Here is a 12,363-nt window from a genome sequence, read left to right as displayed (position 1 = left end):
TGAGCGTGGGTTCGTCACGGTATTGTCTGAGGGAAAGCGCGTTCCGTCCGAGCGTTGATCTGGAATGATCTTCAATCAAGGTTCTGCCGGAGGCGAGCTTCCCGTGCGATCGACAAACCCGCTGGTGCACGGAGGGTAAAGGGGTGTGAGAGTTGAACATCAACACCATGCGACAACGGCAATCGCGGCCGAGTGTCGCACGCGTATACAGCTACGTACTCGGCGGCCGGGATCACTACGGTGTCGACAAGGATGTCGGCGACTACTTCAAGGGCGACCTGCCCGGTTCCGACCAACTCGCGATTACGAACCGCCACGCCGTCCGGCGCGCGGTGAGCAGCATGGCGAAGCAGGGCATTCGGCAATTCATCGATATCGGTTGCGGCCTCCCCGATCCCGATAATTCCGACGTCCACCAGGTGGCGCGCGAGCAGCACGCGGACGCCCACATCGTCTACGTCGACAACGATCCGTTCGTGGCGGGCCACGGCCGCGCACTGCTCGCTGTCGACTCCGGTATCGCCTTCGTCGAAGCCGATGCGAGCAAACCCGAAGCGATCCGGGAACACGAAGATGTCAAGCGGCTCATCAACTTTGACGAGCCGGTCGGTATCCTGTTTGCCGCCGTCCTGAGCTTTCTCGAGGACGACGAGGATCCGTCGGGCGTGGTTCGCTACTGGACCGAGCAGGTGCCCACAGATAGCCTGATCTACATTTCGCACTTCCGATCCGGCGAGACCCGCGAGGCCATCGCGACGGAACGGAAGATCATCGACGCGTTCGGGCGCGGCCGGCTGCGCCCGATCAAGGAAATCGAGGCGCTCTTCGGCGATCTCGAACCGCTCGACACTCCGACGGTGCGGCCGTGCGCGGAATGGCGCCCGGACGACACCATGGAGCCGCACAAGCTGACCGACTTCGAGACGATGGTCGTCGCGGGAATCGCGCGCAAGCGCTGAGTACAGCCACAGGTACGACGGCCGGACGCAATCAAGCGTCCGGCCGTCGTGCGTTGTGGCGCGTGTGCGGCCCGTTCATCCCCGGGCGTCGGGGGATTCGGCGGTGCGGCTGATCACGCGTGTCACCCCGAGCGCGGCGAGCTTGTCCGGGTTGCGAATCCCGTAGCCGTTGATGATCTTTCCGCCGGCGAACTCGAGCACGACCACGGCCTCGAGCCGCTCGCCCCGGTAGATCGCGACCGCGGGATCGCTGTTGCAGTGCACCTGCTCGATGCGGGTGTCGGGCAGCCGGTGTATCGCCTTCATCAGGGTCACGAGCATGACGGCCACCCGCGTCGCGCCGGTCATCAGGAGCTCACGCACCGCGAACGCTTTGCCGCCGCTGTCGGTGGTCCAGTGGACGTCCGGCGCCAGCAGCGCCAGCAGCCCGTCCAGATCCCCGGTGGCGGCGGCGTTCAGGAACCGGTCGGTGAGTTCGCCCGTGCGGGCGGTGTCGACGGGGCCGAACCGGTTACGGCGGGCGTGCACGTGCCCGCGAGCGCGATAGGCCAGCTGACGCACCGCCGACGCGGATTTGCCGACCGCCCCGGCGATTTCGTCGTGCTCGAAGCCGAAGACCTCGTGCAGGACGAAGACCGCGCGCTCCTCGGGCGTGAGCGTCTCCAGCAGGATCAGCATGCCCATGGAGACCGATTCGGCGAGCACGACGTCCGCCGCGGCGTCCGGCGCCAGCAGCAGCGGTTCGGGCAGCCACGGCCCGACGTACTCTTCCCTGCGCCGCGTCCGGGACCGCAGGACATTGAGTGCCTGCCGGGTGACCACCTGCGCCAGATACGATTTGGTGTCCCGGACCGCCGACAGCTCGACCTCGGCCCAGCGCAGATAGCTCTCCTGCAGCACGTCGTCGGATTCGGTTGCGGAACCGAGGATCTCGTAGGCGATGGTGAACAGCAGCGGCCGCAGCAGGGTGAAACGCTCGGCGTGCTCGTTGGGGGAGTTCACGGGTTGCCGACCTCCTCGGCGTCGAGCACGACCGCCGCGGGCCGCGGGCCGCCCTTGGCCCAGATGAGTGAGCCGGGCCTGCGGGCTTCGGTGCGGATCGCCCACAGCGTGGCCCGGGTCGCGCCCTCCTTGACCGGGGCCGCGACGCGCCCGCGCAGCACGAGCCGGCGCGGAGTGTCGTCCCTGTGGGTGAACTGGACGACCGCCGCCCGACGGCCCAGGCTGACGTTCGCGCCCAGGAATCCCATGTCCAGTGCCGCGGGCCGCGTTCCCGCGACGCGGCTCAGGATCGTCTCGGCGGCCTGCGCGCCGAGTGGGCCTGCGGCCTGGCAGCTCATGCGCAGCGGCCTGTTCGACGGTGCGGCGGCGTCGCCCGCGGCGAGTACACGATCGTCGTCCAGGCTGGTCAGGGTTTCATCGGTGAGCAGGCGGCCCAGCCGGTCGGTGCGCAGACCACTGCGCCGCGCCAGTTCCGGAACCCCGAAGCCGGCGGTCCAGATGGTGACCGCGCCGGGCACGACGCTGTCGTCGGCCAGCAGCACCCGCCGCGCCTGCACCTCCGTCACCGGCATCCCCTCGATCACCCGGACATCATGTCGCGCCAGCCAATCCGCCAGTGCGTGGCGGGCACGCTCGGAGAAGGTCGGCGCGAGCTTGCCGCCGCACACCAGGGTGACGTCCCAGCCCTGTTCGATCAACTCGGCCGCGGTTTCGATGCCGGTCAGTCCGCCGCCCACGACGGTGACCGGTGCGCCCGGGGGCAGCTCCGCGAGCCGTGCCCGCAGCCGCTCGGCGTTCTCCAATTCGGCCAGGGGATAGGCGAATTCGGTCGCGCCCGGTATCGCGCCGGGCACCGCCGCGGTGCTGCCGACGGCATAGACGACGTAGTCGTAGCCCAGGTCGCGTCCCGAGGCGAGGCGCACGGTCCGGCTCGCGGTGTCGATCCGGTCGGCAGCGTCGACGACCAGGCGCACCCGTTCGCCGAGCAGTGGGCCGTAGTCCGCGGTCACCGTCCCGCTGCCGGCCACCAGCTGGTGCAGGCGCAGTCGTTCGACGAACCTGCTCCGCGCGTTCACGAGGGTGACCGCGACGTCCTCGCGCTGTCCCAATCGGTTGGCTGCGACGGTGCCGGCGTACCCGCCGCCGATGACGACGACTTCGGTCTTGGAGGTGGTGCTGTTTCGAGTCATGCCATCGAGACACCGGCCGTGGCGACTGCGTAACAGCGCGTGACCCAGGTCACGTACTCGACCGGGCGGGGTCGAATACGTACACCGGATGCTCCGACGCCGAGCGAATCATGTCTTCGCGACGGCCCGGCCGCGGTTCCGCGCCGCCCGATCGCCGACCCGAGATCGCGAGACTCGCGAGGCGAGCTTTCGAGTCCCGGATTCAATGTTTGCCAGAAGTAAGCTGTCGCAATGATCAGCCGCCCGGCGAATCAGTCGAACCGTGATGCCGTCCCGCCGCAGGCCCGAACCGGGCGCGAGCAGGCGGATAGGCAGTGGCGAAGACGCAGCCCGCTGACCTGGATCGGCCTGGCACTGTGCGTCTATCTCGCGGCCACCTCGGCCGCCTTCGGTATATTCCCGCCCGCGGCGGCCGCCGCCCCGCTCACCGAGCTCGCCCCCTGGCACTTCCGCCTCGGCGCCATGGCTTTCGGCCTGACCTGCGCCCTCGCCTTCACGGCCTCCGCGATCTGGATCTGGCGCCGCACCGGGCGACCGGCGGGTGCCGGACCCGCCCTCGAGTCACCTCTCACCTGACTCGAGGGCGAGCGACTCAGCCCACTACTTCGTTGAGCTTGCCCGTGGCGACGTCGAACACGAACCCGCGCAGGGACGTGGTGGCGGTGACGAACGGGCTCGACTCGATGCGCCGAATCGATTGGCGCACATCCTCGTCCAGGTCCGGGAAGGCCTCGGCGGACCACGCCGGCTTCAACCCCGTCTCGTCCTGGATCGAACGTTTGAAGTCGTCGTCGGTGAAGGTGAGCATACCGCAGTCGGTGTGGTGAATGAGGATGATCTCCGTGGTGCCCAGCAGTCGCTGACTGATGGCCAGCGATCGGATTTCGTCGTCGGTCACCACCCCGCCGGCATTGCGGATGACATGGGCTTCGCCGTCTCCCAGCCCGAGAATGCGGTACACATCGAGCCGGGCGTCCATGCACGCCACGACGGCGACGTGCTTGCTCGGCGGCAGTGGCAGCGGGCCGCTGAACTGCGCGGCGTACTCGGCGTTGTTGGCGAGGTATTCGTCGGTGACGGTCATATCGCGTCCTTGCGTCGATGAGGGTGAGGACATGCGAATCTCTGCATCGACGACGGTGGCCTACCGGCGGGCCGGGCGCGAGGGATCCACGCACGGTGAACGAAACACTTGTGCCGCGAGGTTGCCGGCCCCCTCGGCGATTCACCCGGCGTGGCGTGCGATCAGGTGGAGATGCGTTTGACGTCGCTGATCAACCAGCGGCCGTCGGGTTGCTCCTCGGCGGTCACGGCCGCGGCGATCAGCGATATCGAGGGGATCGGGTCCAGATCGCTCGAGGTCGATTGTTTGACGTAGCCGATGCCCAGGGCGGTGGTGCCGGTGATCGCGCGCAATCCGGCGTTGAATTCGATGACCTGGCAACGACTGTTGGTGGAGAGAAAGTATTCTCGCGTCGAATTGCGCGTATCGATCAATTGCTGACGGCACGCGCCGGTTGTCGTTTCGATGGCGCCGGCGAAATACGCGTCCAGCGATTGCGGTTCGTAGTTCGAGATATGAGCCAAATAGTTGTGAATGGCGTGCAGCGCGGCGATATGCCGGCTGCCGATCTTCGAGATCTCGGGCTGCAACCCCTCCGGCGGCGCGGATTGCGTGGGGATGGTGTCGGCGCCCGCGGCGGTGCGGGCGGGAGTCTCGGCGCTGTTGCGCACTTCGGCGTGCTGATTGCCGTCTTCGCCCCGGACCAGGAACGCGGTGCCGACGGCGGCCGCGCCCAGCGGCAGCACCCCGGCGATCGCGGCGAGTTTGCGACGGGACATTCCACGCTTCGCCGGTTGCGGTTCGGGTTCGGGAAATGGCGGAGGCTCAGCCGGCGGAAAGGACATCGACACATTCTCGTCCTGAGTCATCGGGTTCCTCACTGTTGGTAGGCCATTGCGAGATGCTACCTGCCCGCAGGATTCCCGACAGTGGAACCAACTCCGAAAGCCATTAATGACGGAATTGGGCGAAATGCGATTCTTGTGAATGAAATACGATTTCTCCGGGAACTCCGCCGCGCCGCGGGTCGAGCGCGGCGGGGCGGAGCAAACCCTCAGAGGCTGAAGAAGACCGAGCGCAGGATGATCGCCAGCACGAACACGATGGTGAAGGCCAGGTCGATGGCCAGCCCGCCCGCGCGGATGGGCGGGAGCACCTTGCGCACCGGCGCGATCACCGGCTCGGTCAACTTGTGGGTGATCTCGCGCGCCCGATACGTCGAGGAGGGGTTGTCGCTGAGCGTGGCGATCCAGTCCAGAATCAGCCGCGCGAGCATCACGAGGATGAATGCCGTCAGTATGTATCCGAGTACCGCGCCGATGAGGCTCATGATCAACTCCTTCGCGGCGGCCGCATCGGCCGCCCTACCGGTTCCAACGGACAGCCGATGCAAAAGTGCCGGTTTTGTCGCATTCTCAGCTAACTGATATCACGGCGTGCCCGCTGCCGGCGCCCACGGACACGCCGCGCCCGCGACTCAGCGCGGCGTCCGCCACATGGGCCACATCAGCGGACCGCCATCGGTGACATCCAGCTCCTCGGTCTTCTCGAATCCGAACCGTTCGTAGTACGGCACATTGTCGGGCTTGCTGGATTCCAGATACGCGGGCGCACCCTCGGCGTCGCAGCGATCGAGCCGCGAATTGAGCAGGGCCTGACCGAAACCCCGCCCGCGCGCACTCGGCAGCGTGCCGATGAACGCCAGATACCAGTGCGGTTCCTTCGGATGGTGCGCGGCCATCGCATCGGCCATCCGGCCGGCCTGCGCGAGCCGCAGGCGCAGGGCACGCGCGAGCGCGGGGAAAACGCGCAGGGTCGCGGCCCCGCCGGAATTCCATTTGCCGGGCGGCGCCCACACCGCGGCTCCGACCAGTACGCCATTGTCGTCGAGCGCGACGTCGGCGCCGCCGTGTGCGAAGAACTGGTATCGGATGAACGCCTCGAACATGAAGGCGGCGCGCCGGGGACGGGTTTTGTCGTCGGGAATGAGCCAGGTGAACACGGGGTCGTCGGAGAAAGCGACCCCGAGCACCTTGGCCATGGTGGGAATATCCGATGCGAGTGCCGGGCGAACCGTGACGTCCATGGCATCACGCTACTGGGTGCGTACCCGCTTCCGAATCAGTCGTGAGAGTGAGAGCGGCGGCGTGGTCGTGGGTTGGGACGACGGTCGTGACGTGCCGCGCGAGGTGCAGCCGATGCAGCGTCCTGAACGCCAGGTCGCGATCGTGATCCACCAAATTGCCGGGGAAGCTGGACTTCTGGCGGATCTCGGAGATCTGCAGCGTGTGCCACGCGGCGTCACCGGCCAGCAGCACCCAGCCGCGCGCGGTGTGGGCGAGCACGCCGATGCTGCCGGGCGTGTGACCGGCCAGATCGACCAGCACGACACTGCCGTCACCGAACAGGTCGTGGCTGCGGGTGAAGGTGAGCACCGGCGGGCCGTCCAGGTCGTAGTGCACCACGGGCCGGTCGAGCAGTGCGTCGCGGACGCCGCCGACCGGTGCGACCGGCCCGGCGGTGACCCAGTCGTATTCGGGCCGGTGCATGTGCACGGGCAGCCCGGGCAGATCGAGCAGGCCGCACACGTGATCCCAGTGCGCGTGGGTGGGCAGCGCGAATTCCGGTGCGGGCAGGCCGGGTTGGTTCGCCAGCGCGGTGACGGTCGCCAGGGTGGCGGCGGGCGGTCGCACCACCGCGCGCAGGATCGGCGCGAGCTGTGCGATGGCCCGGCGTTCGGCGTCGAGACAGACGCTCGGATCGACCAGGAACGTCGCCCCGGGATGGCGCACCAGGAAGGTGGTGAGCGCGTTGGTGATCCGCCGCGGCGACCGGACTCCTTCCACGATCGCCGCCGTCGGCACGCTGCGCGGCGCCTGCTCGAGCGCGGTGACCCGCACCGTGGCGCGCGGACGGGGGAGCCCGGCATCGGTGATCGAACGCAGGAACCGCTCGTCACGCGGGCGCGGGCGGACCAGGCCGCGCGCCAGACCGGCCACGGCCGTGCAGCATTCGAGCAGACCGGGGGAATGAACCGGATCGGACATGTGCTGAATCTCCATCCACCGCTGGGAGATCGGCCCGACGGCCGGTGCGGTGCGAGCACGGTAATACTTGATGTCGACCTGAAGTAAAGGGGCGAGTGTTGATCACCACCGAACCGCTGCGCATCGGCGATGCCGCGGCCGTGCTGGGCACCGAGGCCCATGTGCTGCGGCATTGGGAATCGGTCGGGTTGCTGCATCCACGCCGCAGCCCGTCGGGCCACCGAACCTATGACGCACAGGCCCTGAATGTGGCCCGGCTCATCCGCCGGCTGCAGCGAACGGGCCTGTCGCTGGCTCAGATCCGCCGCCTGGGCGTGGGCGGGCACGACGAGCGGATCGCCCTCATCGACGCCAAGCGGGCGGAGGTGCGCGAGCACATCGACCTGCTGCGGGCCACCGATCGCTTTCTCGCGCACCTGACCGAATGCGGGCACGCCGTCATCACCGAATGCCCGGAGTGCGCGGAGTTCGCCGGGCAGGAGCCGGCCGGGCCGTATGCCCAGGGGCCGATCAGAGCGCGGTGAGCCGCACGGGTGCGCCGTGCGCGGGCACGTGGGTGATATTGCGAATGCGGGCGCGCTCACCGGTCACGCCCGCGGGCAGCGAAAGCCGGTAGTGCGTCAGCACTTCGCGCAGGATCACGGTGCCCTCCATGATCGAGAATCCCGCGCCGATGCAGCGTCGTACGCCGCCGCCGAACGGCAGCCAGGTGTTGGCGGCCACGCTCCCGTCGAGGAAGCGCTCGGGCCGGAATCGGGCGACATCCGGGAAGCTCTCGGTGCGCCGGTGCGCCAGCAGGATCGAGGTGGACACGATCGTGCCCCGGGGCAGATCGATCCCGCCGATGGTCATGTCCCGGGTGAGCCTGCGCCCGGTGGCCGCGATGACGGTGCGCAGTCGCATGGATTCCTTGAGCACGGCCTCCAGGTATTTGTCGTCACCCCCGAGCGCGGCGGCGCGAGCCAGATCCTGGATGGCGGGATCGGCCGCTAGTTCGTGGCAGGCCCACGCCAGCGCCGACGCGGTGGTCTCGTGCCCGGCGAGCAGCAGCGTGATCAGTTGATCGCGCAGTTCGGCGTCGGACAGCGGTGCGTCCGAGGTGTTCTCACCGGATCCGAAGGCCAGCAGCCGGGACAGCACATCGGCGCGCTGTGCCAGTTCGGGGTGGGCGCGACGCTGCACGATCTCGCGGTAGAGCAGCTCGTTCATCGCGGTCTGGTTGTCGTGGAAGCTCTTCCACGGGCCGAAGCGCTGCAGGCGCGGGTACTTCCAGCCGAAGAACACGATGGGATTGATGTTCACGATGCGGCGCAACCGGGGCGCGAGTTCCGCGCGCCGTGTCTCCTCGGTCATGCCGAACACCACCTGCATGATGACATCGAGCGTCAGATCGTTCATGCGATCGAGCGTGTGGACCTGCGACCGGCCCGCCCAGCGTTCGATATGGGTCTTGGCGATGGCCTCGACCAGCGTGCGATAGCCGCGCAGGGCGGATCCGGCGAACGCGGGCATGAGCAGGCGCCGGGCGCGGGCGTGCTCGGCCTCGTCGGTGAGCAGCAGCGAATGCTCGCCCATGACGTGCACCAGCAGCCGATTGCCTTCGCCGGCATGCAGATCGGCGGGGTCGGCGGCGAAGATCTGCCGGATGTGCTCGGGCCGGGAGAACACGACGACGCGTTTGCCGTAGGGCGGAACGAGGCGCAGTCCGAACACGTCACCGTAGCGCCGCTGGGCGCGGGTGAGCAGTGCGGTGCGCCATTGCGCGTACATCGCGGTCTGGACGATACGGGGCAGCCGGGGCCCGGGTGGATATGCGATGGTCACGACGCCGATCCCTTCGCGCGGGCCGCTTCGGGGCAGCAGCCGGAAAACGCCTGCCCTCCAGCTTAGGTCGCGGGCCCGCCCGTCGGCGGTCGCGGCCGAGATCGGGCGGCGTTATCCCGGGCGATACTCGCGATCGGGGGCCTGCCCGGAATTGGCGGGGACGGATCGGCAGATCTTGTCGATCAGCCCGTCCACCGCGGCCAAGGACGACGACGCGTTGGCATGGCTCAGTGCGGGAAATTGTTCGGACCTGGCGATGAACGCGGCATCGCGGGCCGACCACCACACCTGGATGGCCGACAGGCGAATCCGCTCAGCGATGTTCTGCATCGCGACTTACCTTTTCGACAGTGGGACTGTTGTGTTGCGCCGGTCGCCCGGTGGTGGCCGGACTCCCGTCTGCCCCCTGACGTACCCCGGCTTTCGGCTGTCAATCGCTCTATCGGGTGTGGAAATGTTCCGGCGCCGAACGTCACTGTGACGCAGCGGGGTTCGCCGCCGGGGTGGCGGCGGTGCAGCGGCGGGCCAGATTTCGGATCTGTTCGACCAGCTCGGGCGGCTCGACGACGGTGAAATCGGTGTCGATGGAGGTGATCATCCAGGACAGTGCCCAGGGCGAATCCGCGCCGACGTGCAGCAGGCAGCTGTGCTCGTCGACGGCCTCCAGCACGCCCATTCCGGCCCAGATGCGTTCGGCGAGTTCGGCTGCCGGGCGATGCAGGGTGACGGTGGCGCGGAAGGGCCAGGCGCCGGAGGAGAGCCGGTGCGACAGGAAGGTGACCACGTCGCCGTCCGGTGGATCGCGGGGTTCGAACCGCGGCCCGGTGGGCGTGCGCGGATCGAGGCGATCCACGCGGTAGGTGCGCCAGTCCTGCGCGGTGATCTCCCAGGCGACCAGGTACCAGCGCCGGTTGAAGTTCACCAGCGCGTGCGGCTCGACTTCCTTGCGCGACTGCCCGCCCGTGTGGTTGGTGTAGTCGAAACGCAGGCGCTCGCGGCGGTGACAGGCGTCCGAAATGGCCAGCAGGGCATCGGGTTCCACGCGCCCGGTGCCCGGTTCGACGCGAACGACCGTGCGCTGCAGGGCTTGCAGGCGATACCGCAGTCGCGACGGCATGACCTGTTCGAGTTTGGCCAGGGCGCGCAGGGAGGCTTCCTCGATCCCGGTGACGGTGCCGCCGGTGGTGGTGCGCAGCCCGACCGCCACCGCGAGGGCTTCCTCGTCGTCGAGCAGCAGCGGTGGCAGCGCGCTGCCGGCGCCGAGCCGATAGCCGGCGATACCCTGCACGGCGTCGACCGGGTAGCCGAGTTCGCGCAGGCGGTCGACGTCGCGGCGCACGGTGCGCCCGCTGACGCCCAGCTTGCCGGCCAGGTCCGCACCGGACCATTCGCGATGGGTCTGCAGGAGCGACAGCAGTCGCAGCAGCCGGGCCGAGGTTTCGAGCATGTCTCCAGGTTGCCATTTTCTTAGGACAGAGGCTGGCCTAACCGGGTTCTACCGTTGAAGCATGACGAATTCCGAGCCATTCCAGATCGATGTTTCCGCCGCTCAGCTCGAGGATCTGCACGCTCGCCTGGGCAACACCCGCTGGCCCGACGAGCTGCCGGGCGTGGACTGGTCGTACGGCATTCCGACCGCGTACGTGCGCGAGCTCGCCGAGTACTGGCGCACCGAATACGACTGGCGGGCGCACGAGGCCGCGTGGAATCGGCATCCGCAGTTCGTCACCGAGATCGACGGGCAGCGCCTGCACTATCTGCACGTACGCTCGCCGGAGCCGAACGCGCTGCCGCTGGTCTTGATTCACGGGTGGCCGTTCGCCGATTTCACCGAGGTTATCGGACCGCTGACCGACCCGCGCGCGCACGGCGGTGATCCCGAAGATGCCTTCCACCTGGTGATTCCGACGCTGCCCGGATTCGGCTTCTCCGGTCCCACGCGGCAGCCGGGGCAGGCGAGCACCGAACGCAGTGCCGAGCTGATCGCCGCGCTCATGGCCGAACTCGGGTACGACCGCTATGCCGCGCAGGGCGGGGACGCCGGATCCTTCGTCGCCCCGAACCTCGGCCGCATCGATGCCGAACGCGTGGTCGGGGTGCATCTCAACGACCCCATCACCATCCCGGCGTGGGACGAGGACGGTTCCGGGTACAGCGCCGCCGATCAGGAGAAGCTCGCGGCGCTGTCGGATTGGAGCAGCCAGGACACCTCGGGATACGCGGGCATACATTCGACGCGGCCGCAGACCCTCGCTCCGGCGGTCGCGGATTCGCCCGCGGGTCTGCTGGCCTGGGTGCTGGACGTGGTGAATACCTATGTGAACCCGGACGCATCGACGCCGGACGAGGCCATCGACCGGGACATGCTGCTGACCAACATCTCGGTGCTGTGGTTCACCAACACGATCGGCTCCTCGATGCGCCTGTACAAGGAATCGCAGCAGTGGGGTGCGGACCTGCCGAACTCCGGCGTGCCGACGGCGGTGGCGGTGTTCCCCGGCAACGGCACCGTGCGGGGTATTGCCGAGAAGCAGAACACCGTCGTGCGATGGTCGGAGTTCGAGCGCGGTGGCCACTTCCCGTCGATGGAGACCCCGGATCTGCTGATCACCGATCTGCGCGAATTCCTGCGCAAACTGCGCTGATCCGGTGCCTCGCCGCTAGCCGGTGGTTCGACCGGTTATCAGCATGAGCAGTTCGACGGCCCGGGCTTCGGTGACGACACCGGAGCCGGCGGCCCAATCCAGGTCCGTCGCGATCAGGCGGCGGCCCCGGAAACGCCGCTGCGCCCGGAAATCGCGCATGCCCCACACGTGTTCGAGTGCCAGCCGGCCCGCGAACGCGGGCACGGGGTGATCGATGCCCAGGGGAATCGCGATGTCCTGTGCGTGGACGACGAGGTCCATGAGCCGGTCGATGGGCCCGGTGCCGAACGGGGTGAATCGCACGGGGACGGACTCGCGCAGCTGGGCCAGCAGTTCGGTGGCCGAGTGCTGTTCGGCGTGCGCGATGGAACTGTCGCGGATCAGCCCGTGGATGTCGCCGCGGGCGCGGATCAGCTCGCGCAGCAGCCGGGGGAGCCGGACCTCGGAGCTCAGGATCAGGTGGGCGACCACGTCGCGGACGCGCCAGTCGGCGCACAGGCTGCGGGTGTCCCACGCGCGTTCGGGCAGCGGTTCGAGCAGTGCGAGCAGCGCCGCGCGTTCTTCGGCTACGGCGCACCAGATCTGGTCGGCGGTGGGGGTCGGCTGGCTGGTCATGGGACGGCTCCTGCTCTG

Annotated in this window: 15 protein-coding genes; 4 read left to right on the top strand and 11 right to left on the bottom strand. The window is 68.3% G+C overall.

Translation table 11 applies throughout. The features are described 5' to 3' along the window. Positions 1 to 152: 152 nt before the first annotated feature. Positions 153 to 959, top strand: coding sequence for an SAM-dependent methyltransferase (locus tag ACFVBH_RS00725; protein WP_378998519.1), 807 nt, complete (start codon positions 153 to 155; stop codon positions 957 to 959). Between the two features lie 75 nt (positions 960 to 1,034). Here ACFVBH_RS00725 and sigJ read toward each other — a convergent pair whose 3' ends face one another. Together sigJ and ACFVBH_RS00715 are read right to left on the bottom strand one after the other, a co-directional pair. Beyond that, entirely contained in the window at positions 1,035 to 1,961 is a 927-nt protein-coding gene (gene sigJ, locus ACFVBH_RS00720; protein ID WP_378998517.1) for an RNA polymerase sigma factor SigJ, read from the bottom strand. Further along, positions 1,958 to 3,151: an NAD(P)/FAD-dependent oxidoreductase gene (locus tag ACFVBH_RS00715; protein ID WP_378998515.1), complete on the bottom strand. Its 1,194-nt coding sequence runs from the start codon at positions 3,149 to 3,151 to the stop codon at positions 1,958 to 1,960. Before ACFVBH_RS00715 ends, sigJ begins: the two co-directional genes overlap by 4 nt. A gap of 231 nt (positions 3,152 to 3,382) precedes the next feature. Between ACFVBH_RS00715 and ACFVBH_RS00710 the strand changes: the two genes are divergently transcribed. Further along, entirely contained in the window at positions 3,383 to 3,727 is a 345-nt protein-coding gene (locus ACFVBH_RS00710; protein WP_354986703.1) for a hypothetical protein, read from the top strand. Positions 3,728 to 3,743: 16 nt separating this feature from the next. On the opposite strand, the gene ACFVBH_RS00705 is transcribed toward ACFVBH_RS00710, so the two are convergent. From ACFVBH_RS00705 to ACFVBH_RS00685, 5 genes are all read right to left on the bottom strand, one after another. Continuing rightward, positions 3,744 to 4,235, bottom strand: a complete 492-nt coding sequence (locus tag ACFVBH_RS00705; RefSeq protein WP_378998512.1) for a beta-class carbonic anhydrase — start codon at positions 4,233 to 4,235, stop codon at positions 3,744 to 3,746. 161 nt (positions 4,236 to 4,396) lie between these two features. Then, positions 4,397 to 4,993 (bottom strand): hypothetical protein, encoded by a 597-nt coding sequence (locus ACFVBH_RS00700; RefSeq protein WP_354986705.1) that lies wholly within the window; start codon positions 4,991 to 4,993, stop codon positions 4,397 to 4,399. 275 nt (positions 4,994 to 5,268) lie between these two features. Further along, complete coding sequence (locus ACFVBH_RS00695; protein ID WP_354986706.1) at positions 5,269 to 5,544, bottom strand: YggT family protein; 276 nt, start codon at positions 5,542 to 5,544, stop codon at positions 5,269 to 5,271. Positions 5,545 to 5,691: 147 nt separating this feature from the next. Continuing rightward, on the bottom strand, positions 5,692 to 6,300 hold the full coding sequence (locus ACFVBH_RS00690; RefSeq protein WP_378998509.1) for a GNAT family N-acetyltransferase: 609 nt from the start codon (positions 6,298 to 6,300) through the stop codon (positions 5,692 to 5,694). Positions 6,301 to 6,304: 4 nt separating this feature from the next. Next, positions 6,305 to 7,261 carry an MBL fold metallo-hydrolase gene (locus ACFVBH_RS00685; protein ID WP_354986708.1) on the bottom strand — a complete coding sequence of 319 codons (957 nt, stop codon included), beginning with the start codon at positions 7,259 to 7,261 and terminating at the stop codon, positions 6,305 to 6,307. A gap of 98 nt (positions 7,262 to 7,359) precedes the next feature. Between ACFVBH_RS00685 and ACFVBH_RS00680 the strand changes: the two genes are divergently transcribed. After that, positions 7,360 to 7,785 carry a MerR family transcriptional regulator gene (locus tag ACFVBH_RS00680; RefSeq protein WP_354986709.1) on the top strand — a complete coding sequence of 142 codons (426 nt, stop codon included), beginning with the start codon at positions 7,360 to 7,362 and terminating at the stop codon, positions 7,783 to 7,785. Here the strand turns inward: ACFVBH_RS00680 and ACFVBH_RS00675 are convergent. From ACFVBH_RS00675 to ACFVBH_RS00665, 3 genes are all read right to left on the bottom strand, one after another. Further along, complete coding sequence (locus ACFVBH_RS00675) at positions 7,772 to 9,085, bottom strand: cytochrome P450 (protein ID WP_378998506.1); 1,314 nt, start codon at positions 9,083 to 9,085, stop codon at positions 7,772 to 7,774. The genes ACFVBH_RS00680 and ACFVBH_RS00675 overlap by 14 nt on opposite strands. Positions 9,086 to 9,196: 111 nt before the next feature. After that, positions 9,197 to 9,415, bottom strand: coding sequence for a hypothetical protein (locus ACFVBH_RS00670; RefSeq protein WP_354986711.1), 219 nt, complete (start codon positions 9,413 to 9,415; stop codon positions 9,197 to 9,199). A 142-nt stretch (positions 9,416 to 9,557) separates the two neighbouring features. Further along, positions 9,558 to 10,532, bottom strand: coding sequence for a helix-turn-helix transcriptional regulator (locus tag ACFVBH_RS00665; protein ID WP_378998503.1), 975 nt, complete (start codon positions 10,530 to 10,532; stop codon positions 9,558 to 9,560). A 61-nt stretch (positions 10,533 to 10,593) separates the two neighbouring features. On the opposite strand from ACFVBH_RS00665, the gene ACFVBH_RS00660 reads away from it, so the two are divergent. Beyond that, complete coding sequence (locus tag ACFVBH_RS00660; protein WP_378998501.1) at positions 10,594 to 11,730, top strand: epoxide hydrolase family protein; 1,137 nt, start codon at positions 10,594 to 10,596, stop codon at positions 11,728 to 11,730. 15 nt (positions 11,731 to 11,745) lie between these two features. On the opposite strand, the gene ACFVBH_RS00655 is transcribed toward ACFVBH_RS00660, so the two are convergent. Then, complete coding sequence (locus ACFVBH_RS00655; RefSeq protein ID WP_378998499.1) at positions 11,746 to 12,345, bottom strand: maleylpyruvate isomerase family mycothiol-dependent enzyme; 600 nt, start codon at positions 12,343 to 12,345, stop codon at positions 11,746 to 11,748. Positions 12,346 to 12,363: the final 18 nt, after the last annotated feature.

Source organism: Nocardia sp. NPDC057668 (assembly GCF_042799795.1).
In the GTDB taxonomy this organism is placed as follows: Bacteria; Actinomycetota; Actinomycetes; order Mycobacteriales; family Mycobacteriaceae; genus Nocardia.
Note: the sequence above shows the minus strand (reverse complement) of the source record. Positions and strands in the feature narration are given on the sequence as shown.

Bases quoted from the DNA above. Each gene is read 5' to 3' on its own strand.
- ACFVBH_RS00665 (WP_378998503.1), bottom strand. From the start codon at position 10,532: ATGCTCGAAACCTCGGCCCGGCTGCTGCGACTGCTGTCGCTCCTGCAG.
- ACFVBH_RS00670 (WP_354986711.1), bottom strand. From the start codon at position 9,415: ATGCAGAACATCGCTGAGCGGATTCGCCTGTCGGCCATCCAGGTGTGG.
- ACFVBH_RS00700 (WP_354986705.1), bottom strand. From the start codon at position 4,993: ATGTCCCGTCGCAAACTCGCCGCGATCGCCGGGGTGCTGCCGCTGGGC.
- ACFVBH_RS00715 (WP_378998515.1), bottom strand. From the start codon at position 3,151: ATGACTCGAAACAGCACCACCTCCAAGACCGAAGTCGTCGTCATCGGC.
- ACFVBH_RS00690 (WP_378998509.1), bottom strand. From the start codon at position 6,300: ATGGACGTCACGGTTCGCCCGGCACTCGCATCGGATATTCCCACCATG.
- ACFVBH_RS00695 (WP_354986706.1), bottom strand. From the start codon at position 5,544: ATGAGCCTCATCGGCGCGGTACTCGGATACATACTGACGGCATTCATC.
- ACFVBH_RS00655 (WP_378998499.1), bottom strand. From the start codon at position 12,345: ATGACCAGCCAGCCGACCCCCACCGCCGACCAGATCTGGTGCGCCGTA.
- ACFVBH_RS00705 (WP_378998512.1), bottom strand. From the start codon at position 4,235: ATGACCGTCACCGACGAATACCTCGCCAACAACGCCGAGTACGCCGCG.
- ACFVBH_RS00710 (WP_354986703.1), top strand. From the start codon at position 3,383: ATGATCAGCCGCCCGGCGAATCAGTCGAACCGTGATGCCGTCCCGCCG.
- ACFVBH_RS00660 (WP_378998501.1), top strand. From the start codon at position 10,594: ATGACGAATTCCGAGCCATTCCAGATCGATGTTTCCGCCGCTCAGCTC.
- ACFVBH_RS00685 (WP_354986708.1), bottom strand. From the start codon at position 7,261: ATGTCCGATCCGGTTCATTCCCCCGGTCTGCTCGAATGCTGCACGGCC.